Source organism: Roseateles aquatilis (assembly GCF_002205645.1).
In the GTDB taxonomy this organism is placed as follows: domain Bacteria; phylum Pseudomonadota; class Gammaproteobacteria; order Burkholderiales; family Burkholderiaceae_C; genus Roseateles; species Roseateles aquatilis.
The window spans coordinates 542,914-564,517 of sequence record NZ_NIOF01000001.1 but is presented as its reverse complement, the minus strand read 5'-3'; the positions used below and the strand labels follow the sequence as shown (position 1 = coordinate 564,517).

Below are 21,604 nucleotides of genomic sequence, written 5' to 3'. Positions count from 1 at the left end.
GACGGGTAGAAAGGCCCGCGTCCGACCTCATGGAAAACAAGGCTCATGCGCTGGTCACCGGCCTGTTCGTGCTGTTGCTGGGCGCTGCCCTGGTGGCGGTGGTGCTGTGGTTCCGCGACGATCGCGGCGATACCCAGAACTTCACGGTGGTGACGAAGTCCGGCGTGCCGGGCCTGAACGTCAAGGCGCCGGTGAAGCTGCGCGGCGTGCAGATCGGCAAGGTGGACAGCATCCGCTTCGATCCGGATTCGCCGCGGCAGATCCTCGTGGAGATCGAGGTCGACAGCGACGCGCCGATCGCCGCGGGCGCGGTGGCCAAGCTCGGCTACCAGGGCATCACGGGGCTGTCCTTCATCGACCTGTTCGATGGGACGGAGCCCAGCGATCCGGCGCAGAGCGTGCTGACGACGCGGCGCATCCCGCTGCTGCCGTCCATCCTGGACCAGCTCAGCGATGCCGGCCCCAAGCTGGCCGCCAGCGCGATGGAGACGATGGACCGCATCAAGCGGGTGCTGGGCGACGGCAACCAGCAGCAGCTCAGCCAGACGCTGGCGCAGCTCAACGAGGCGTCGGCGGGGCTCAACGAGCTGGTGAGGGAGCTGCGGCCGACGGCCAAGGCGCTGCCGACGCTGGTGAAGGACGCGGACACGCTGGTGGTCGCGGGTCAGCGCACGCTGGGCAACGTGGACACGCTGGCGAAGCAGGGCGGTGAGCTGGTCGACGAGTACAAGGCCCGCGCCGCGGCGATCGATCAACTGGGCGAGGCGGCGGTGCAGATGCAGCGCACCTTGCGGCGCGTCGAGCTGGCGCTGGTGGGGTCGGCCGACAAGCCGCGCCAGCGCGCGGTGCTGGACGATCTGTCCCAGGCGGCGAAGGCGTTGGAGCGTGCCGCGCAGACCATCGGTGATCAACCGCAGAGCCTGATCGTCGGGCCGCGCCCCACCGCGCCGGGACCGGGCGAGGCGGGCTTCGAGGCAGGGGCGAAGGCGAAATGAACAAGACCGACCAGCAGGTGAGGGGCGTGGCGATGACGGGCACGACCATGGAGCCGTCGACGGGTTCGACGATGGAGTCGTCGATGAAGTCGATGACGAACGCGAGGGTGGCGGGCCGGCGTCGGCTGCTGGGATCCGGACTGGCGTTCGGCGCGTTGCTGCCGTTGCTCGCCGCGTGCGGGAGCCGGCCCCCGGCGCCCACGCAGATGGATCTGGGGCCGGTGGTCGCGTGGCCGTCGCAGCAGGCGCTGCCACGGCGTGTCGACCTGCAGGCCGTCACGTCGTCCGAGATGCTCCAGGGCACCGGCATCGCCTATCGGCTCAGCGATTCCGATCCCTACGCGCGGCGCGTGTACCGCGACTCGCGCTGGGCGGCGCCGCTGCCCGTGCTGGTCGCGTCACGGTTGCGGCAGCAGATTGCGCGCGCGCCTCTGGGCCTCGGCACCGATCAGCAGGCGGCGATCGGCGTGACGCTGGAGCTGGAAGAGTGCCTGCAGAGTTTCTCCGGCGCGGCGCGCAGCGAGGTGCAGTTGCGCCTGACGGCGACCGCGGAGGACGGCTCCCAGCGGACCTTCGACAGGACCGAGCCGTCAGGTGCGACGGCCGAAGGCGCGGTGAAGGCGACTGCCGCGGCTGTCGATGCGCTGGGGCCGGAGATCGCAATCTGGGCCGCATCGTTGACGCCGAAACCGCAGCAAGGGCGGGGGCGGCGGTGACCGTGACCGTACTTCGAGACTGAAGGCGGAGACCGCCCACCGGCCTCGTTCAGCGCGTTGGTCGCAAGGGCATGGGGACCGCGCCAGCGCGCAACCCCCATGCCCTTCCGCCTCCCAACCACTCCCGCGTGCAACGGTGTTGCGACCGAGAACCTCGGTTGTTTCGTGATTCGTTGAGGGGAGAGCCAGGGCGGCTCGAGGGGGGCGCGCGTCAGTGCGAGGCCGCGATGCCGCCGCCCATGCGTTGCTGGCGCTGGCGCAGGAAGGCTTCGGCCATGCTGGACTCGGGTTGCAGGCGCTGTCCGATGTAGAGCTCCTGGCGGCGCTCGGTGATCTGCGCCCGCAGGCGGTTGGCCATGATGCCGAGCGGGTCCAGGCCCTTTTTCTCGGCGCGTTCGATCGACTCGCCCAGCTCGTGCATCGGGTGGTTGGTCAGCAGCGCCATGTGGGCCTGGACGACGCGCAGCCGTCCCTGCACGGCGCGCTCGGCGCTGCGCAGCCATTCCATCACCGCGTCGGCGTCGCCGCCGCGGACCTTGATCATGCTTTCGCCGGCGCTCAGCAGCAGCGATTCCAGGCGGCCGCGGTCACAGGCGGCATAGGCCTCGTTGACCTCGGCCATCTTGCGCTCGCGATGGCGGCGCGCGGTGTCGTCGGGCGCGAGGTCCGGATGCAGGCGCTTGGCGGCGCGGCGGTAGAGGGTCTTCAGCGGCGGCGGTCCGACCTGCACCAGCCCGCCCTCGGGTTCCGGCGGCAGCGGCGCGCCCGCGGGCAGCATCAGCAACTGCGGCATCGAGGTGGCCTTGGGCGAGTCCGGCGCGCGGGTGTCCAGACCGTTGCGCGCGAGCGCCTCGTGCAGGTAGCGCATCGCGCAGTAGAGCTGAGATTCCAGCGCGTCCAGCTCCATGTACAGCGGGCCGAGCGCGCAGACGTAGCGGTCGATGAATCGCTGCACGCGCTGGCGGCGCGCGGCGTATTCGCTTTCCTCCGAGGCCAGGTAGCGCCGGAGGTCGGCCAACTGCTCGCGGCGCTGGTCGAGTTCCCTGGGCGTGATGGCCTGGCTGGACATGTCGGAGCGGATCCCTGGCGGTGATTGTTGTTGACCGCCGATTCTGCCGTGTGCCCATGACCGCTCAAAGCGTAAACAGGCCTGGGGGAGGTTGTTTTTCTCAGCGTTTTCACCAGGGCACGCGGCGGACCCGCATCGAGCCCGGCATCGAGCCCCGCATCGAGCTCAACGTCGAGGCCCACGTCGAGCCGCGCGCCGCTCCTGGGAAGGCGCCGCCCGGCCCTCGGGAAGACGCCGGTAAGAAGCCGGTAAGACCACCCCGCCGAGCATGCGGCCCTCTGTCGCTTTGGAGCCTCGCACGAGGGCCCGTTCCATGAATCGATTCGTTTGCTTGCGCCGGCTCGGCGCCCTGTCCGCGATGGGCCTTGGCCTGGGCCTGTCCGTCACCGCGCAGGCTCAGGTATTCGGTTGGGTGCCCGCGCAGGCGGAGCCCGACCGATGGGCGCTCGGCGGTGCCGTCGCGGTGCGCCAGCGGCCGTTCGTCGGCGTCGAGCGCAAGACCAACGTGTTGCCGGTGCTGATGTACGAGAGTCGCTGGTTTCGCGTCGCCGGGGCCGGCGCCGAGCTGAAGCTGTGGCGGCTGGACACGTCGCCGAAGCAGACCCTGGACGTCGGCTTGCGGCTCGGCTACGACGACGAGGGCTACAAGGCCAGCGACTCGCCGCGACTGGGCGGCATGGCCAAGCGCAAGGGCAGTTTCTGGGGCGGTCCGGCGGTCACGTGGGAGACGCCGTGGGCGCACCTCAGCGCCGACTGGATGACGGACCTGTCCGGCAACAGCAAGGGGCAGAAGCTGCAACTGGGCGTCGAGCACCGGATGCGTTGGGGCGCGCTCGGCGTGACGCCCCGGGTGCGCGCGCAGTGGTCGGACCGCAAGGTCGTCGACTACTACTATGGCGTCCGCGCCGACGAGGTCCGCGTCGATCGGGCGGCGTATGCCGGCAAGTCAGCGTTCCAGGTGGAGGCCGGGCTGCGGGTCGATTACGCGCTGGCGGGCCGGCACGGGGTGTTCATGGACCTCGGCGTCACGCGCCTGCCCAGCGCCGTGACCGACAGTCCCATCGTCGACCGCCGCAGCGTGAGCCGCGCCATCGTCGGGTATATGTATCGGTTCTGATCACGTCGCCCGCCATGAATCGCATCGCTGTTGTCGAAGACCACATCCGTCTGGCCGATCTCGTCCGGCAGGCGTTGCAGGCGGCCGGGATTCCGGTGGACGTGTTCCATGCGCTGGAGCCCGCCTGGGCGGCGCATCGCGAGATCGAATACGCCGCGCTGGTGATCGATCGCGGGCTGCCGGACGGCGACGGGCTGACGCTGGTGAAGCGGTTGAGGGCCGCCGGGCAATCCACGCCGTGCCTGATGCTGACCGCGCGCGACGCGCTGCACGACCGCATCGACGGACTGGATTCCGGGGCCGACGACTACCTGGTCAAGCCGTTCCCGATGGAAGAGCTGGTGGCGCGCGTGCGCGCGTTGATGCGGCGGCCCGCCGCGCTGAGGACGGCGTCGCTGGGTTTCGGCGATCTGGAGCTGCACCTCGACGAGGGCCTGCTGGTGCGCGGCGAGCACCGCCAGCCGCTGCCGCCGGCCGAGCTGCAGATCGTCGCGACGCTGGTGCGGCATCAGGGGCGGGTGGTGCGGCGCGGGGCGCTGGAGGCGGCCGCCTGGGGCCTGTCGGAGGCGGTGACGCCCAACGCGCTGGATGTGGCGCTGCACCGCCTGCGCAAGAAGCTGGCCGCCGCGGGGTCGCGGCTGCAGATCATCAACGTCAGGAGCCTCGGGTATGCGCTTCGCGAAGATTCCCTGGCCGGCTAGCCTGCGCGGCCGGCTGTTCGCCGTGTTCGTGTTCGGCATGGTCCTGAGCGCCGCGTTGGTGGGCCTGCTGTACGTGTCACTGCACGACACCTTCTATCGCGAGGTGCGACAGGGCATCGCGCATCATTACGCCGAGGAGGTGGCGGAGTTCGTGCGCTTCGATGCGCAAGGGCGTCCGCGGGGCCTGGACGAGACCGTGGTCGAACCCTGGCTGTTCGACAGCTTCAGCGAGGAAGCGAAGCTGCGCGTGCTGACGCCCGAGGGCCGCGTGGTCTTCGCCACCGACCCGGACCCGTCGCCGCGCGCCTTCGCGCCGGAAGGCCAACCCTTCGATCCCGCCCGCGAGTCCTTCCCGATGCTGCATCAGGGCGTGCCGATGCATGCCGCCACGGTGCCGTTGATCCATGAAGGCCGGCGCTGGTTGCTGCAACTGGCCGTGAGCGACCGCATGATGCAGAGCATGCAGCTGTCGTTCGGCGCGCCGGCGCTGCGCCAGGGCGTGGTGGCGCTGTGCGTGGTCTTCCTGGTGGTGTTTTTCGTCACCATGCACGTCACGCTCCGGCATGCGCTGCGGCCCTTGCGACAGGCCTCGGCGGCGGCGCGCCGCATCTCGCCGCGGTCGCTGGACCGCCGGCTCGAGGAGGCCGATCAGCCGCTGGAGATCCGTCCCCTGGTGCAGGGTTTCAACCAGGCGCTGGACCGGTTGCAGCGCGGTTTCCGCGCGCAACAGGAGTTCCTGGCCAGCGCGGCGCATGAGCTGAAGACGCCGCTGGCGCTGATCCGCGCGCAGGTGGAGCTGGGCATCGCCGAGCCCGAGCGCGGCCAGTTGCTGGAGGACGTGGACCGTGTCGCGCGGCAGGTCCAGCAACTGCTGCTGCTCGCCGAGGCCAGCGAGCCGGAGAACTACCGCATCGAGCGCATCGACCCGCGCCCCGCGCTGCAGGAGGTGTTCGACTTCATGGACCGCGTCGCGGCGCGGCGGCAGGTGCGGCTGGGCATCCGCGTGGATCCGGCCTTGCGGACCTGGGACGTGGACCGGGGCGCGCTGTTCACGCTGCTCAAGAACCTGCTGGAGAACGCCATCCAGCACAGCCCGGTCGGCGCGGCGGTGTGGCTGACGGCGGAGCCGCGTCGCTTCAGCGTCTCGGACCAGGGCGGCGGCGTGGCGCCGAAGGATCTGCCGAGGATCTTCGAGCGCTTCTGGCGCGGAGAGGACCGGCGCGACGACGGCGCCGGCCTGGGCCTGTCCATCTGCACGGAGATCGCGACGGCGCACGGCTGGCGTCTGAGCGCCGCGCCCGGCGCGGAAGGACTGGTGGTGACCTGCCGCCTCGACAGCGACGAGACCACGTCATCCAGTGCGCAGGCGACCGAGGAGCGGTGGGAGGAGACGGTCGCGGAGCGACTGCCGTCACCGCCGCTACCGCTTCACCTCCGTCCCACGGCACACATCATTCGCGACGTGCTGTTCTGACCGGCGCTGGAAGCCGCTGCTTATCAAGGATCAAGGCTGCGAGGCCGCGCTCGCCGCGTTGCTGGCAGCCTCCATGGGCCCGCTGGCGATCATGTCCGGCATGCCGGGGGCCGAGGCTTCCGGCGCCGGCGCGCTGATCGGCGGCGGCGTGTGCGCGCCCGCGGCGGGTCCGCCGATGCCGGCCGCCGGCAGCAGCGGCACGATCAGCAGCGCCACGATGTTGATGATCTTGATCAGCGGGTTGACGGCCGGTCCGGCGGTGTCCTTGTAGGGATCGCCGACCGTATCGCCCGTCACGGCCGCCTTGTGGGCCTCGCTGCCCTTGCCGCCGTGGTGGCCGTCCTCGATGTACTTCTTGGCGTTGTCCCACGCCCCACCACCCGTGCACATCGAGATCGCGACGAACAGCCCCGTCACGATGGTGCCCATCAGCAGCCCGCCCAGCGCCGCCGGGCCCAGCAGCAAGCCCACGAGGATGGGCGCCACCACCGGCAGCAGCGACGGCACGATCATTTCCTTGATCGCCGCGCCGGTCAGCATGTCGACGGCGCGGCCGTACTCGGGCTTGGCCGTGCCTTCCATGATGCCCTTGATGTCGCGGAACTGGCGCCGCACTTCCTCGACCACCGAGCCCGCCGCGCGGCCGACGGCCTCCATCGCCATCGCGCCGAACAGGTAGGGAATCAGCCCGCCGAGGAACAGCCCCACGATCACCATGTGGTTGCTCAGGTCGAAGCTGACGGTCAGCCCGCGCGACTCCAGCGCGTGCGTGTAGTCGGCGAAGAGCACCAGCGCGGCCAGGCCGGCCGAGCCGATCGCGTAGCCCTTGGTGACCGCCTTGGTCGTGTTGCCGACGGCGTCCAGCGGATCGGTGACGGCGCGCACGCTCTCGGGCAGGTCGGCCATCTCGGCGATGCCGCCGGCGTTGTCGGTGATCGGCCCGTAGGCGTCGAGCGCCACGACGATGCCGGCCATGCTCAGCATCGCGGTCGCCGCGATCGCGATGCCGTAGAGCCCGGCCAGCTTGAAGGCCACCAGGATCGCGATGCAGACGAACAGCACCGGCCACGCCGTCGAGCGCATCGACACGCCCAGCCCCGCGATGATGTTGGTGCCGTGGCCGGTGGTCGACGCCTGCGCCACGTGCTGCACCGGCTTGTAGTCGGTGCCGGTGTAGTACTCGGTGATCCAGACCATCGCGGCCGTCAGCGCCAGGCCCACCAGGCAGGCCAGGAACAGGTGGGTCGCGCCGATGACCTGGCCGCCGGGCAGCGTCAGGTCCTGCGGGAACAGCGCGCGCGTCACGAACCAGAAGGCGATCGCCGACAGCACGCCGGCGACGATCAGGCCCTTGTACAGCGCCGGCATCACGTTCTTCATGCCGGGGCTGGCCTTGACGAAGCCGCAGCCGATGATGGACGCGATGATCGATACGCCGCCCAGCACCAGCGGGTACACCAGCGCCGCGACCGACATGCCGCCGAAGGTGAGGGCGCCCAGTGCCATCGTCGCGATCAGCGTGACGGCGTAGGTCTCGAACAGGTCGGCCGCCATGCCGGCACAGTCGCCGACGTTGTCGCCGACGTTGTCCGCGATCACGGCGGGGTTGCGGGGATCGTCCTCGGGGATGCCGGCCTCGACCTTGCCGACGAGGTCCGCGCCGACGTCGGCGCCCTTGGTGAAGATGCCGCCGCCCAGCCGCGCGAAGATCGAGATCAGCGAAGAGCCGAAGGCCAGGCCCAGCAGCGGCTTGAGCGTCTCGCTGTCGACGCGTTCGCCGTTCTGGCTGACCCACATGAAGAACAGGCCCACGCCCAGCAGACCCAGCCCGACGACCAGCATGCCGGTGATCGCGCCGCCCTTGAAGGCGACGTTGAGCGCCGGTGCCATGCCCTTGGTGGCGGCCTGCGCGGTGCGCACGTTGGCCCGCACCGACACGTTCATGCCGATGAAGCCGCAGGCCCCGGACAGCACCGCGCCGACGACAAAGCCGACGGCGGTCTGCCACTGCAGGAAGATGCCGATCAGCACGGCCAGCACCACGCCGACGATCGCGATGGTCCGGTATTGCCGGGACAGGTAGGCCGCGGCACCCTGCTGGATCGCCTGCGCGATCTCCTGCATGCGGGCGTTGCCGGCATCCTGGCTCAGGATCCAGCTGCGTTGGATGAAGCCGTAAAGCACCGCGGCGACACCGCAGGCGAGCGCGAAATACAGCGCCAAACTCGTCGACATATGTTGTCTCCTCTAGCTGACCGCCATTTTTTGAAGACGCCCCGATGCCCCGCCGCGCCGGCCCTGCGCGCATGCGACAGCAACAGTCCGTCGGACGATGCTAAGCCCGGTGATAGGTCATGGCACGAGCGTTTACCAGCGGATTCAGTCCGCGCCGCAAGGCTGGTGTCAGGCTTTGCAGGGGCGCCGGGCAAGAACTGACCCCACGCCCCGCAGGGCCTTCACGTGGGCATGACGGCTGGGTCCGAACGTCAGGGCCGGTTCAGGCGAGCCTCTAGAATCCCGGTTTCCCTGGCATTCCCGCTGTCCACCATCATGAGCCTGCACAAAGTCACCCCCGGCGCGAAGGCGCCCGAGCAGTTCAACGTCGTCATCGAGATCCCGATGAACGCCGACCCGATCAAGTACGAGGTCGACAAGGAAAGCGGCGCGCTGTTCGTCGACCGCTTCATGACGACCGCGATGCATTACCCCTGCAATTACGGCTACGTGCCGCAGACGCTGGCGGACGACGGCGATCCGGTGGACGTGCTGGTGATCACGCCCTTCCCGCTGACGCCGGGCGTGGTGGTGACCTGCCGCGCGATCGGCATGCTGGCCATGGACGACGAGGCGGGCGGTGACGCCAAGCTGCTGGCCGTCCCGACCAGCAAGATCCTGCCGATCTACGACCACTGGCAGAAGCCCGAGGACATCAACCAGATGCGCCTGAAGGCCATCCAGCATTTCTTCGAGCACTACAAGGACCTCGAGCCCAACAAGTGGGTCAAGGTCAAGGGCTGGGAAGGCCCCGAGGCCGCCAAGAAGGAAATCACCGACGGCATCGCCAACTACGCGAAGTCGCTGCAAGGCTGATCGCCGACAGGAAGCGGGACTCTCACGAGGACCGCGCCGAACGAAGCGTCCTCCGGGACGCTTTTTCGTTTCCGGAAGCAACGACCGCCACGCCAACACCGATCAAGAAAATCCCCTGCGCTCCACGCGCTCACACGCGCTTGCCGCCCCAATCCGAAGTCCTCGATCGCGAAACCTTGGAAGTTGGCAGGTGGTTGGGACGGAAGGGCGTGGGGTTTGCGCGAAGGCGCTGGCCCCAACGCCCTTGCGGCCAACGCGCCGAGCGTCGCAGGAGCCGGATCCTTCAGGCTGCCGCCGAGCCGCCGAGCCGCCGAGCAGCGCTCCCCAAATGTCCCGAAGGGCAACCCCCATGCCTTGACGCCGCGTTACATCCGGGATGTCCCTATTTTGGGGATTCGCGTTGTGTGCCTGGTGCGCCAGGCACCAGAATGGTTGGCTTGTGTCGCCCATTCGATTGGCGAACAAAGGAGCCGTACACGTGAAAGTCGCCTACCTGCTGAATCACTACCCCAAGGTCAGCCACACCTTCATCCGCCGCGAGATTCTGGCGCTGGAGCAGCAAGGCGTGGACGTGATGCGGGTGGCGGTGCGCGGCTGGGACGATGCCGCCCCTGATCCCACCGACCAGGCGGAGAAGGCGCACACGCATTACCTGCTGCGCGGCGGCGTGGGGCCGCTGATCAAGGCCTTGCTGACACAGGCGCTGACGTCGCCGGCCCGGTTCTTCTCGGCGCTGATGTTGACCTTCCGTCTGGGCCGCCGGGCCGACCGCCCGCTGCCCGTCCACTTCATCTATCTGGCCGAGGCGTGCCTCGCGCTCGCGATGTTGCGCGAGCAGGGGGTCGACCACGTCCACGCCCATTTCGGGACGAACGCCACCGAGGTGGCGCTGCTGATCGAGGCGCTGGGCGGGCCGGGCTACAGCTTCACCTGCCATGGCTCCGAGGAGTTCGACCGGCCCGAGATGCTGCACCTGGGCGAGAAGATCCGCCGCGCGCGTTTCGTCGTGGCGATCTCGTCGTTTTGCCGCAGCCAGGTCTATCGCTGGGTCGACCACGACCACTGGCCGAAGATCAAGATCGTGCCTTGCGGCGTCGAGCCGGCCTTCCACGCCACGGCGGCCGCGCCGGCCAGTGGTCGACGCCTGCTGGCCGTCGGCCGCCTGTGCGAGCAGAAGGGCCATCTGCTGATGCTGGAGGCCGCCGCGCTGGTCGCCGCCCTGGGGTTGGAGTTTGAACTGGTGCTGGCGGGCGACGGCGAGCTGCGCGGACCGGTCGAGGCGCGCATCGCCCAACTGCGATTGGGTCATCGCGTCCGCATCACGGGCTGGATCAGCAGCGATCAGGTGCGCGAGGAGATGCTCGCGTCCCGCGCGCTGGTGGTGTCGAGCTTCGCCGAGGGCCTGCCGGTCGTGGTGATGGAATCGATGGCGTTGAGCCGCCCGGTCATCAGCACGGCGATCGCGGCGATCCCGGAGCTCGTCCGCCCGGACAACGGCTGGCTGGTGCCGGCCGGTGATCCGCAGCCGCTGGCGCAGGCCATGATCGACTGCCTGCGCTGCGACGACGCCGAGCTGCGGCGCAAGGGCGAGGCGGCGCGCGCACGCGTGCTCGCTCGTCACGACATCGACGATGCGGCCGAGACGCTGGCGGCCTTGTTCCGCGAGCATGCGGGCGCCGTGGGGCGAGCTCAGCCGCGGTTGGTCACGTCGACGGGGCGCGTCAATCCGTCGCCGCGGCCTTGAACGGCTGATGCCGCTCCAGTTCGTCGATGTACTCGTCCATCGCCTGACCTTCGCGCTCAAGGAAGTCCGCCACCGCCTCGCGGAACTGCGGATGCGCCAGCCAGTGCGCCGAATGCGTCGCCACCGGCATCAGGCCGCGCGCCATCTTGTGCTCCCCCTGCGCGCCGCCTTCGAAGCGCAGCCAGCCGTTCGCCAGGCACCAGGCCAGCGGCTGGTAGTAGCAGGCATCGAAATGCAGGTTGGGGATGTAGCGCGTCGCGCCCCAGTAGCGACCGTAGGCCGCGCGCTGCGCGTCGTCGATGGCGACCAATGACGCGGCCACCCGCTCGCCCTGCGCGTCGCGGGCGACGAACATCAACCAGTGCTCCGGCATGTCCGCCGCCATCCGCGCGAAGAAGTCCCGTGTCAGATAGGGCTTGTTGCGGTGGGCCAGGTAGGTGAGCGTGTAGCACTCGTAGAAGAAGTCCCAGTCGTCCGCGCCGATCGCGGTCCCGCGCAGCGTCTCGAAGCGGATGCCGGCGTCGGCCACCTTGCGTCGCTCCTGCTGGATCTTCTTGCGCTTCTCGCGTTGCAGCGTTCGCAGGTAGTCGTCGAAGTCGCGCGGCACGCCGTCGCCGGTCCAGTGGAACTGCACCTGCTGGCGGGGCAGCCAGCCGTCCGCGGCCAGCGCCTGTCGATCCGACTCGTCGCCGAAGAGCACGTGCACGGAGGACAGTTCGGTCTTCATCGCCAGCGCGCGCAGGCCCTTGAGCAGCCACTCGCGCGCGGTGTCGTCGCGCGCCAGCAGGCGGCTGCCCGGCACCGGCGTGAAGGGCACGGCGACCAGCAGCTTGGGGTAATAGGCCAGTCCATGACGTTGATAGGCGTCGGCCCAGGCCCAGTCGAAGACGTACTCGCCATACGAATGCCCCTTCAGGTAGGCCGGGCAGGCGGCGATCAGTTCGTCGTCCTCCCAGACGCTCAGGAACTGCGCCTGCCAGCCCTTCTTCGCGACCGCCGAGCCGGACGCGTGCATCGCCTCCAGATACTCGAGCCGCATGAACGGCGAGGGCAGCGGCGACCGGGTCAGCAGCGCATTCCACGCCTCGCGCGGCAACGCGGCGGGGTCGTCGTCGACACGGATCAGCGGTTGAGGAGGGGCGGGCGGCGTAGCGTGGGCGGAGGTCATGCGCGGCAAATCTTAGGCGCAAGCCCAAAGCCCGCGCTTTGATGGCAGGATGTTGCCCCATGCAAGCGACGACGACTTCTTTCCCCGCGCCTTCGTTCGACAACCTCTACACGCACGACTTCGCCCGCATCGCCGTCGGCGTGCCGCTGTGTCGCATCGCCGATCCCGTCTTCAACGGCGAGCAGACGGCGCAACTGCTGCGCGAGGCGGCCGCCGACGGCGCGGCCGTCGTGGCCTTCCCCGAGCTCGGCCTGGCGGCCTACACCAGCGACGACCTGTTCCATCAGCGCGCGCTGCTGGACGGCTGCGAAGCCGCGCTGGCGCATCTGCTGACGGTGTCGCGCGACCTGCCGACGGTGGCGATCGTGGGGCTGCCGCTGCGCGTCGAGCATCGCCTGTTCAACTGCGCCGTGGTGCTGCAGCGCGGCCGGATCCTGGCGGTCCTGCCCAAGAGCTATCTGCCCAACTATGGCGAGTTCTACGAGGCCCGCCAGTTCAACGCCGCCGACGAGGCGATCAGCGAGGACATCACGCTGCTCGGGCAGCGCGCGGCCTTCGGCACGCGGCTGGTGATCGCCGCGAGCGACCTGCCGCTGCTGCGCCTGCACGTCGAGATCTGCGAGGACGTGTGGACCCCGATCCCGCCTTCCAGCTACGCCACGCTGGCCGGCGCGACGGTGCTGGTCAACCTGTCCGCGTCCAACGTCACCATCGGCAAGGCGGGCTACCGGCATCAACTGGTCGGCCAGCAATCGGCCCGTTGCCTCGCCGCCTACGTCTACACCTCGGCCGGCGCGGGCGAGTCCAGCACCGACCTCGCCTGGGACGGCCAGGCGCTGATCTACGAGAACGGCAGCTTCCTCGCCGAGAGCGAGCGCTTCCAGCGCCGCTCCCAGCTGGTGAGCGCCGATGTCGACCTGGAGCGGCTGTCGCGCGAGCGCATGCGGCAGACGAGCTTCGGGGACTCAGTGCGGCATCACGCGTCGTTGCTCAAGGCGTTCCGCACGGTCGAGTTCGAACTCGGCCTGGACCTCGCGCAGCCGTTGGCGCTGCGTCGGCGCATCGAGCGCTTCCCCTACGTGCCGTCGGACCGCCTGCGCCGTGACGAGCGCTGCAACGAGGTCTTCAACATCCAGGTCCAGGCGCTGGTGCAGCGGTTGGTGTCGAGCGGCATTCACAAGCTGGTGATCGGGATCTCGGGGGGGCTGGATTCGACGCATGCGCTGCTTGTCGCCGCGCGCGCGATGGACCAGATGGGCTGGCCGCGCAGCCAGATCCTGGGCGTGACGATGCCGGGCTTCGCCACCAGCACGCGCACGCGTGATCAGGCCCTGCGCCTGATGCGGGCGATCGGCTGCGAGGCGCGCGAGATCGACATCCGGCCCAGCTGCGAGCAGATGCTCAAGGACCTCGGCCATCCCTACGCGAACGGGGAGGCCGTCTACGACGTCACCTTCGAGAACGTGCAGGCCGGCGAGCGCACCAGCCATCTGTTCCGCCTCGCGAATCACACGGGTGCGCTGGTGCTCGGCACCGGCGACCTGAGCGAGCTGGCGCTGGGCTGGTGCACCTATGGCGTCGGCGACCACATGTCGCACTACAACGTGAACGCCTCGGTGCCCAAGACGCTGATCCAGTACCTGGTGCGCTGGGTGGCGGAGACCGGGCAGCTCGGCCATGGCGGCCGTGACGTGCTGCTGGACATCCTGGCCACGGAGATCAGCCCGGAGCTCGTCCCGCAGGCGCCGGCGGGCGCGGGTGTCGACGGCCGGGGCGCCCCGGCGCTGCAGAGCACCGAAGACCACATCGGTCGCTATGAGCTGCAGGACTTCAACCTGTTCTACACGATCCGCCACGGCCATGCGCCGGCCAAGATCGCGTTCCTGGCGCGTCATGCCTGGGGCGACAAGACACGCGGCGATTGGCCGGACGGCGAGCATGTGCAGCGCAACGACTACCCGCTGGCGGAGATCAAGCGGGTGCTGCGCATCTTCGTGACGCGTTTCTTCCGCGGCAGCCAGTTCAAGCGCAGTTGCGTGCCCAACGCGCCCAAGGTCGGCAGCGGCGGATCGCTGTCGCCGCGGGGCGACTGGCGGGCGCCGAGCGACTCCGAGCCGGCGGTCTGGCTGGCGGACCTGGACCGCATCCCCGATTGAGCATCGCCCGTCCCGAGGCTGTGCGATGCCAGCCTTCTCGGATGGCGGGGACGTGATCGAGGGGATCCGTGCTTAAATCACAGCCAGTTTTGCCAGTGATATCCACCTCCCGGAGCCAGCGATGAAACAGATCACCGCCATCATCAAACCGTTCAAGCTCGACGAAGTGCGCGAAGCCCTGGCCGAGGTCGGCGCCTCCGGCCTGACGGTCACCGAAGTCAAGGGTTTCGGCCGCCAGAAGGGCCACACCGAGCTGTACCGTGGCGCCGAATACGTCGTCGACTTCCTGCCCAAGGTGAAGGTCGAGGTCGTGGTCAAGGACGACGAGGTCGAGCGCAGCATCGACGCCATCCTGAAGGCCGCCAAGACCGGCAAGATCGGCGACGGCAAGATCTTCGTCACCGCTGTCGAGCAGGTCATCCGGATCCGCACCGGCGAGCAGGACGAAGCGGCGGTCTGATCCGCCGACGGCTGCTTCGCGTCTTCGGAGCGGCCGGAAGGACAGAAGGGCGGGGCGCCGATCGGCGTCCCGCCCTTCTTCATTTCCTGGGAATCGTCGGACCGGCGGCAGCTCAGCGCAGGTGTTGCCAGATCGCTGCGCCCCAGATGCCGGCGCTCAGCAGCAGCGACAGCAGCACGGCGGCGCTGGCGATGTCCTTGGCGCGCTTGCTCAGGTCGTGCAGCTCGAACGAGACGCGGTCGATCGCCGCTTCCACCGCGGAGTTCAGCAGCTCCACGATCAGTACCAGGATCAGCGAGCCCAGCAGCAACGCCACCTGCACCCAGTCCTTGCCCAGCCAGAAGGCCAGCGGCGCGCCGACCAGCGTCAGCCAGACCTCCTGGCGGAAGGCGCTTTCGCCCCGATAGGCGGCCATCAGGCCGTCCCAGGAATAACCGGCGGCGTGCAGGATGCGATCCAGGCCGGTGCGGCCCTTGTGGGGGTTGCTCATCGTGGGGAGGGGAGAAGGTCAGGAATCGGCGGCCGGCCGAGCGGCGGCGGCCCGGCGTGGGGCCGGGCGCTGCGTGATCAGGCGGGTGCTGCAGAGCACGTCGTGCAGGAACAGGCGCTGCGGATGCAGCCGCGCCAGCAGCAGATAGCCCAGCACGCCGGCGAACAGCGTGCCGAAGATCGCGCCGGTGCTGTGGTCGAGGTCCAGCAGGTGGACGCTGGCCAGCGCCGGCAGGAACCAGAGCCAGGACGCCAGGTAGCGGGCCAGGGCCCGCCGCTGCGTCACCGGGCGGCCCTGCGCGTCGACGACCCGCAGGTGCCAGGCCTTCATCGCGACGGTCTGGCCGCCGCGCGACCAGAACCAGATGAAGTAGATGCCGAGCACAAAGAAGAGGAAGGCCTGCAGCCCCTGCTGGCCGACCAGCGCGTTGTGCTGCTGTGTCAGCGTCGAATACAGCCAGCCGGCGATGAAGACGACGCCGAACAGCACGACGCCTTCATAAAGAAAGGACGCCATGCGGCGCATCAAGGCGGGCGGAGCGTCGTCGCCGGTCGCGGGGGCGGAGGTCATCGCGCCAGTTTAGCGGCTGGCGCCGTCGCGCTTGGGGAGCAGCGTATTGGGGTCGAGCCTGGCTTCGCGCGGTGTGCGCAGCGGGCGGCCCGGCGCGGTGCTGGCGCCGGCCGGAGCCGGCTCGGCGCGCTGCGTCAGCAGCACCGTCGTCGCGCCCGGGCGGGCCTGGACGACGGTCGGACCGGTGCTGGTCACCGACAGCGGGGCGCGCTGAATCGGGGCCTTGGCCAGGTTGGGCGCCGGCGGGGCGTCGCGTCGCTCGGCCGAGGCCTTCTCGGCGGCGCGTTCGACGAGGCGCTGGCGTTTCTCCGGCGATAGCGCCTGGTAGGCCTCCCATTTCGCCTGCAGCTTGGTCTGCTCGGGGCCGCGCAGCTCGCCAGCGTGCTGGTAGCCGATGCGGGCCTTCTGGCGGTCGGCGGCGGACATGCGCGTCCACTCGACCATGCGCTCGCGCAGGCGTTGCTGGTGCTCCACGGGCAAGGTCGGATAACGGGCCGCGATTTCCAGCCACTTGCCCTTGTGGGCACCGTCCAGTTGGTCCCATTCGCGGGACAGCGGCGCGAGCGCCTCCTTTTGCATCGGCGTCAGCGAGGACCAGTTCTGGCCCAGGCTGAGGACGGCCGGGGCCGTCGGCGTCGCCGGCGTCGGAAGGGGGGCGGAGGCCCGGGCGGCGGCCGACGCGGGCACGACCGGCACCGGCACGGCGATCTCCACCGGCGCCAGCACGGGCGCCGACGCGGCGTTGTCCTGCGCGGTCGCCCATGCGGCGGCGCATGCCAACGCGCAGCCGACAAGCGTCAGCCCCAGGCGGCGAACCCGGGGGGAGGCGGTGGGGGTGTCAGGGATAACGCGGAAGGGACTGGCCACGCGCCGGCTCACTCTTTGGCTTCGTCGGACTTGGCGTCGTCGGCGCTGTTGGGGTCGTTCGGGTGCTCGTTCAGGTATTCGCGGAAGCCCGGGTCGCTATACGCGGCGGGCGGCAGCGGCTTGGAGAGCATCTCGGTGTCGAGCTCGGCCGCGCTGCGGATCTGCTCGTACCACTGGCTGTGCTGGATCAGCAGCAGACCGCCCAGCAGCAGCGCCAGAGGCAGCAGCGCCGCGGCCTTCAGCCAGCGCGGGGTCTTGTCGCCGCCGCCCAGGGCCAGCGTGCCGCCACCGACGTGGCGCACGGCGGACTCGGTCACCGGAGCCGCCGCGCGGGCGGCGATCGCCTTGGCGAGCGCCTGCTCACGCGCGAAGCGCAGCCGTTCCTGGATGTCGCCGGACAGGGTGGTGCTGTTCTCGGTCAAGCCGGCGGCGACGCGCAGGCCGAAGCGGGTCACGCGCGCGTCCAGCTCCTGCGGCAGCGGCGTTCCTGGCGTGTTCTTCTTCATAGCGTGATTCCCTTGGCTTTGAGCGTTTTGGCCAGTGCATGCACCGCGCGGGAGCAGTGTGTCTTGACACTGCCCTCCGAGCAACCCATGACCGCGGCCGTCTCCGCGACGTCGAGTTCTTCCCAGTAACGCAGCAAAAAGGCTTCGCGTTGACGCGCCGGCAAAGCTGCAACGTCTTGTTCGATGATGGCCAGCACCTGAAACCGCGACACCTCGTCCGCGGCGGACAGGGCGCCCATCGAGCCCTCCCGCGTTTCCAGCGATTCCAGCAGGTCGAAATCGTCGCCGGGCTCGCCGCCCTCGAAGTCCGAGAGGTTGCTGAAGAGCGCGTTGCGCACCTTCTGCCGGCGGAACCAGTCCATCGTCGCGTTGGACAGGATGCGCTGGAACAGCAGCGGCAGCTCGGCGGCCGGGCGGTCGAAATACTTCTCGGCCAGACGGATCATCGCGTCCTGGACGATGTCCAGCGCGGCGTCCTCGTCTCGCACCATGTAAACCGTGCGCTTGAACGCGCGTCGGTCGACGGTCTTGAGAAAGTCGTTGAGTTCTTTGTCTGTGGCCAAGGGCTGGCGCCGAAAGCGGCGATCGGGCGGGCAAAAGCGGCGAAGAGTATCGCACTCGCACTACAAATAGCGATTGCCTTCGAAGGTTCATGCGGGTTTGCATGCATAATCGCGCCTTCGCACAACGCAGTATTTGTCTCAAGCTGGCCGCCCGACCCGGGCCGCCCTGTTTTTGACGCGACGTTCCAAGTCCGCCCCACAAGGGTGAGAGGAGGAGCACCGATGGTTTTTCGTCAGAGAAAAAACTCAGAGGTTCGACATATGGACATGTCTGCCGCGGACATCAAACGTGCAGCGATCACGGAAGCTCGCTCACAACCGCACCCCAATTCCGTCAGCTCCGGTCAGGAGCTGAATGGCTCCGAAATCCTGGTTCAGAGTCTTCAGGCCGAAGGCGTGAAGTACCTCTGGGGTTATCCAGGCGGTGCCGTCCTCTACATCTACGACGCGCTCTACAAGCAGGATGCCATCCAGCACGTGCTGGTCAGGCACGAGCAGGCCGCCGTGCATGCCGCCGACGGCTACGCGCGCGCCACCGGCGAGGTGGGCGTCGCGCTGGTGACCTCGGGTCCGGGCGTCACGAATGCCATCACCGGCATCGCGACCGCGTACATGGATTCGATCCCGATGGTGATCATCACCGGACAGGTGCCCACCCCGGCCATCGGCCTGGACGCCTTCCAGGAATGCGACACCGTCGGCATCACCCGTCCCATCGTCAAGCACAACTTCCTGGTGAAGGACGTGCGCGACCTGGCGATGACGCTGAAGAAGGCGTTCCACATCGCCCGCACCGGCCGCCCCGGCCCGGTGGTCGTGGACATCCCCAAGGACGTCTCGCTCAACCGCGCCGCGTTCAGCTACCCGGAGCGCGTCGAGATGCGCTCCTACAACCCGGTGAAGAAGGGCCACAGCGGTCAGATCCGCAAGGCGGTCCAACTGCTGATGAACGCCAAGCGGCCGTACATCTACACCGGCGGCGGCGTCATCCTGGGCGAGGCGACGGCGGAGTTGCGCCAGCTCGTCGAGCTGCTCGGCTACCCCTGCACCAACACGCTGATGGGCCTGGGCGCGATGCCCGGCACCGATCCGCGCTTCCTGGGCATGCTGGGTATGCACGGCACGTACGAGGCCAACATGACCATGCAGCACTGCGACGTGCTGCTGGCCGTGGGCGCGCGCTTCGACGACCGCGTGATCGGCAACCCGAAGCACTTCTCCAGCGTCGACCGCAAGATCATCCACATCGACATCGACCCCTCGTCGATCTCCAAGCGCGTGCGCGTGGACATCCCGATCGTGGGCGATGTGAAGGACGTGCTGCAGGAGCTGATCGCGCAGATCCGTGAAGCGCAGGCGCGGCCCGACGGCGAGGCGATCAACGCCTGGTGGAGCCAGATCAACGACTGGCGCAAGCGCGACTGCCTGGCCTACAAGCACTCGACCGACGTCATCAAGCCGCAGTACGTCGTCGAGACGCTGTGGAACCTGACCCGCGACCGCGACACGTACATCACCTCCGACGTCGGCCAGCACCAGATGTGGGCCGCGCAGTTCTATCGCTTCGACGAGCCGCGGCGCTGGATCAACTCCGGTGGCCTGGGCACGATGGGCGTGGGCCTGCCGTACGCGATGGGCATCAAGCTGGCCAAGCCGGAGTCGGACGTGTTCTGCATCACCGGCGAGGGCTCCATCCAGATGAACATCCAGGAGCTCTCGACCTGCCAGCAGTACAAGACGCCTGTGAAGGTGATCTCGCTGAACAACCGCTACCTCGGCATGGTGCGGCAGTGGCAGGAGCTGGACTACGGCAAGCGTTACTCGCACAGCTACATGGATGCGCTGCCCGACTTCGTCAAGCTGGCCGAGGCCTATGGGCACGTCGGCCTGCTGGTGGAGAAGCCGTCCGATGTCGAGCCGGCGCTGCGCGAGGCGATGCGCCTGAAGGATCGCACCGTCTTCGTGGACGTGCGGACCGATCCGACCGAAAACGTCTGGCCGATGGTCCAGGCGGGCAAGGGCATCTCGGAGATGTTGCTGGGCTCCGAGGACCTCTGAGACCGATGACGGCCCGAAGCCGTCCGGCGCACCGCGCGTTACCGCGCGCGGCGTGACCGGCGGCGAACGGCCCGAGTCGCTCGGCGATTCCGCGAGCCTGTTCCCTGATCGAAGAGCGTGGCCAAGGGCCGACCGGTTACCGCCGGCGGCCTGAAGAGCGCGAAGGACGAGATTCCATGAAACACATCATTGCTTTGCTCATCGAGAACGAGCCGGGTGCGCTGTCGCGCGTCGTGGCGCTGTTCTCCGCCCGGGGCTACAACATCGAGAGCCTGACGGTGGCGCCCACCGAGGACGCCTCGCTGTCGCGGATGACCATCGTCACCAGCGGCAGCGACGACATCATCGAGCAGATCACCAAGCACCTGAACCGGCTGATCGAGGTCGTGAAGGTGGTGGACCTGACCGAGGGCCGCTACATCGAGCGCGAGCTCATGCTGATCAAGGTGAGGGCGGTCGGCAAGGAGCGCGAGGAACTCAAGCGCACCGCCGACATCTTCCGCGGCCACGTCATCGACGTCACCGAGAAGACCTACACGATCGAGCTCACCGGCGACGCCGGCAAGCTGGACGCCTTCATCGACGCGATCGACCGCGCGGCCATCCTCGAGACGGTGCGCACCGGCACCAGCGGCATCGGCCGCGGCGAGCGGATCCTGCGGGTCTGAGCGCCGGCCGACATCGATCCCGCCATCCCACGACGATTCACTGAACACCGGACCGTCTCGCCCGTCATTCGCCCGCGACGGCGGTCCACTTTTCCACCCGACCTGATTTCCCCCGGAGAGACCACCATGAACGTGTACTACGACAAGGACGCCGACCTCAGCCTGATCAAGGGCAAGAACGTCACCATCATCGGTTATGGCTCACAAGGCCATGCCCATGCCCAGAACCTGAACGAGAGCGGCGTGAAGGTCACCGTGGGCCTGCGCCGCGGCGGCGCCTCCTGGTCCAAGGCCGAGGGCGCGGGCCTGAAGGTCGCGGAGATCGCCGACGCCGTGAAGGCGGCCGACGTGGTCATGATCCTGCTGCCCGACGAGCAGATCGCCGATGTCTACAAGAAGGAAGTCGAGCCCAACATCAAGCAGGGCGCGTCGCTGGCCTTCGCTCACGGCTTCAACGTCCATTACGGCCAGGTGCAGCCGCGCGAGGACCTGGACGTGTGGATGGTCGCCCCCAAGGCCCCCGGCCACACGGTGCGCAACACCTACAAGCAGGGCGGCGGCGTGCCCCACCTGATCGCCGTCTACGCCGACAAGACCGGCAAGGCGCGTGACCTGGCCCTGAGCTACGCGGCCGCGAACGGTGGCGGCAAGGCCGGCATCATCCAGACCTCGTTCCGCGAGGAGACCGAGACCGACCTGTTCGGCGAGCAGGCCGTGCTGTGCGGCGGCGCCGTCGAGCTGATCAAGGCCGGTTTCGAGACGCTGACCGAAGCCGGCTACGCGCCGGAGATGGCCTACTTCGAGTGCCTGCACGAGCTCAAGCTGATCGTCGACCTGATCTATGAAGGCGGCATCGCCAACATGAACTACTCGATCTCCAACAACGCGGAGTACGGCGAGTACGTGACCGGTCCGCGCGTCGTGACCGCGGCCACCAAGGACGCGATGCGCCAGTGCCTGAAGGACATCCAGACCGGTGAATACGCCAAGAGCTTCATCCTGGAGAACAAGGCCGGTGCCCCGACGCTGATCAGCCGCCGCCGCCTGACCGCCGAGCATCCGATCGAGCAGGTCGGCGAGCAACTGCGCGCGATGATGCCCTGGATCAAGGCCAACAAGCTGGTCGACAAGTCCAAGAACTGATCCGGAACCAGTCGACGAAAGTCGTTCTCGAAAGGCCGCGCCGGCACAC

The 21,604-nt window shown here is 68.7% G+C and carries 20 protein-coding genes; 12 read left to right on the top strand and 8 right to left on the bottom strand.

The features are described 5' to 3' along the window. Window positions 1-29 precede the first annotated feature (29 nt). A complete protein-coding gene (locus CDN99_RS02450; RefSeq protein ID WP_158218731.1) occupies window positions 30-995 on the top strand; it encodes an MlaD family protein in 966 nt (321 codons plus the stop codon). Continuing rightward, on the top strand, window positions 992-1,711 hold the full coding sequence (locus CDN99_RS02445; RefSeq protein ID WP_088382505.1) for an ABC-type transport auxiliary lipoprotein family protein: 720 nt from the start codon (window positions 992-994) through the stop codon (window positions 1,709-1,711). Before CDN99_RS02450 ends, CDN99_RS02445 begins: the two co-directional genes overlap by 4 nt. A gap of 211 nt (window positions 1,712-1,922) precedes the next feature. Here the strand turns inward: CDN99_RS02445 and CDN99_RS02440 are convergent, their stop codons facing one another. Beyond that, complete coding sequence (locus CDN99_RS02440) at window positions 1,923-2,780, bottom strand: J domain-containing protein (protein WP_088382504.1); 858 nt, start codon at window positions 2,778-2,780, stop codon at window positions 1,923-1,925. 313 nt (window positions 2,781-3,093) lie between these two features. Between CDN99_RS02440 and CDN99_RS02435 the strand changes: the two genes are divergently transcribed. From CDN99_RS02435 to CDN99_RS02425, 3 genes are read left to right on the top strand one after another with little or no spacing between them, the layout of a single operon-like run. Then, the gene (locus tag CDN99_RS02435; protein ID WP_158218730.1) at window positions 3,094-3,897 is read left to right on the top strand and encodes a MipA/OmpV family protein; all 804 of its coding nucleotides are present in this window, start codon (window positions 3,094-3,096) and stop codon (window positions 3,895-3,897) included. Window positions 3,898-3,911: 14 nt separating this feature from the next. Then, window positions 3,912-4,598 carry a response regulator transcription factor gene (locus CDN99_RS02430; protein WP_088382502.1) on the top strand — a complete coding sequence of 229 codons (687 nt, stop codon included), beginning with the start codon at window positions 3,912-3,914 and terminating at the stop codon, window positions 4,596-4,598. Further along, entirely contained in the window at window positions 4,567-6,072 is a 1,506-nt protein-coding gene (locus tag CDN99_RS02425) for a sensor histidine kinase (RefSeq protein ID WP_158218729.1), read from the top strand. The genes CDN99_RS02430 and CDN99_RS02425 overlap by 32 nt, the downstream gene beginning before the upstream one ends. 30 nt (window positions 6,073-6,102) lie before the next feature. Here the strand turns inward: CDN99_RS02425 and CDN99_RS02420 are convergent, their stop codons facing one another. Beyond that, the gene (locus CDN99_RS02420) at window positions 6,103-8,307 is read right to left on the bottom strand and encodes a sodium-translocating pyrophosphatase (RefSeq protein ID WP_088382500.1); all 2,205 of its coding nucleotides are present in this window, start codon (window positions 8,305-8,307) and stop codon (window positions 6,103-6,105) included. 315 nt (window positions 8,308-8,622) lie between these two features. Between CDN99_RS02420 and ppa the strand changes: the two genes are divergently transcribed. Next, window positions 8,623-9,162 carry an inorganic diphosphatase gene (gene ppa, locus CDN99_RS02415; RefSeq protein ID WP_088382499.1) on the top strand — a complete coding sequence of 180 codons (540 nt, stop codon included), beginning with the start codon at window positions 8,623-8,625 and terminating at the stop codon, window positions 9,160-9,162. A gap of 478 nt (window positions 9,163-9,640) precedes the next feature. Next, window positions 9,641-10,906 carry a glycosyltransferase gene (locus CDN99_RS02410; RefSeq protein WP_088382498.1) on the top strand — a complete coding sequence of 422 codons (1,266 nt, stop codon included), beginning with the start codon at window positions 9,641-9,643 and terminating at the stop codon, window positions 10,904-10,906. On the opposite strand, the gene CDN99_RS02405 is transcribed toward CDN99_RS02410, so the two are convergent. Then, window positions 10,884-12,074 (bottom strand): GNAT family N-acetyltransferase, encoded by a 1,191-nt coding sequence (locus tag CDN99_RS02405; RefSeq protein ID WP_088383320.1) that lies wholly within the window; start codon window positions 12,072-12,074, stop codon window positions 10,884-10,886. The genes CDN99_RS02410 and CDN99_RS02405 overlap by 23 nt on opposite strands. 59 nt (window positions 12,075-12,133) lie before the next feature. Here CDN99_RS02405 and CDN99_RS02400 point away from each other — a divergent pair, with 59 nt between their 5' ends. Both CDN99_RS02400 and CDN99_RS02395 read left to right on the top strand, forming a co-directional pair. Next, complete coding sequence (locus CDN99_RS02400) at window positions 12,134-14,230, top strand: NAD(+) synthase (RefSeq protein WP_088382497.1); 2,097 nt, start codon at window positions 12,134-12,136, stop codon at window positions 14,228-14,230. Window positions 14,231-14,351: 121 nt separating this feature from the next. Further along, on the top strand, window positions 14,352-14,690 hold the full coding sequence (locus CDN99_RS02395) for a P-II family nitrogen regulator (RefSeq protein ID WP_067275693.1): 339 nt from the start codon (window positions 14,352-14,354) through the stop codon (window positions 14,688-14,690). Window positions 14,691-14,802: 112 nt separating this feature from the next. Here the strand turns inward: CDN99_RS02395 and CDN99_RS02390 are convergent, their stop codons facing one another. The 5 genes from CDN99_RS02390 to CDN99_RS02370 are packed head-to-tail and all read right to left on the bottom strand — an operon-like array spanning window position 14,803 to window position 17,686. Continuing rightward, the gene (locus tag CDN99_RS02390; protein WP_088382496.1) at window positions 14,803-15,180 is read right to left on the bottom strand and encodes a diacylglycerol kinase; all 378 of its coding nucleotides are present in this window, start codon (window positions 15,178-15,180) and stop codon (window positions 14,803-14,805) included. A gap of 18 nt (window positions 15,181-15,198) precedes the next feature. Further along, window positions 15,199-15,750 (bottom strand): RDD family protein, encoded by a 552-nt coding sequence (locus CDN99_RS02385; protein WP_088382495.1) that lies wholly within the window; start codon window positions 15,748-15,750, stop codon window positions 15,199-15,201. Window positions 15,751-15,759: 9 nt separating this feature from the next. Then, entirely contained in the window at window positions 15,760-16,617 is an 858-nt protein-coding gene (locus tag CDN99_RS02380) for a DUF3106 domain-containing protein (protein ID WP_158218728.1), read from the bottom strand. Window positions 16,618-16,625: 8 nt separating this feature from the next. Beyond that, window positions 16,626-17,123, bottom strand: a complete 498-nt coding sequence (locus CDN99_RS02375; RefSeq protein WP_088382493.1) for a DUF3619 family protein — start codon at window positions 17,121-17,123, stop codon at window positions 16,626-16,628. Beyond that, entirely contained in the window at window positions 17,120-17,686 is a 567-nt protein-coding gene (locus CDN99_RS02370; RefSeq protein WP_088382492.1) for an RNA polymerase sigma factor, read from the bottom strand. Before CDN99_RS02370 ends, CDN99_RS02375 begins: the two co-directional genes overlap by 4 nt. A gap of 261 nt (window positions 17,687-17,947) precedes the next feature. Between CDN99_RS02370 and CDN99_RS02365 the strand changes: the two genes are divergently transcribed. The 3 genes from CDN99_RS02365 to ilvC all read left to right on the top strand — a co-directional run bounded on the left by CDN99_RS02365 (window position 17,948) and on the right by ilvC (window position 21,555). Continuing rightward, window positions 17,948-19,744 (top strand): acetolactate synthase 3 catalytic subunit, encoded by a 1,797-nt coding sequence (locus CDN99_RS02365; RefSeq protein WP_088382491.1) that lies wholly within the window; start codon window positions 17,948-17,950, stop codon window positions 19,742-19,744. A gap of 176 nt (window positions 19,745-19,920) precedes the next feature. Beyond that, entirely contained in the window at window positions 19,921-20,412 is a 492-nt protein-coding gene (ilvN, locus tag CDN99_RS02360) for an acetolactate synthase small subunit (protein ID WP_088382490.1), read from the top strand. Between the two features lie 126 nt (window positions 20,413-20,538). Then, window positions 20,539-21,555 (top strand): ketol-acid reductoisomerase, encoded by a 1,017-nt coding sequence (ilvC, locus tag CDN99_RS02355; protein WP_088382489.1) that lies wholly within the window; start codon window positions 20,539-20,541, stop codon window positions 21,553-21,555. Window positions 21,556-21,604 lie beyond the last annotated feature (49 nt).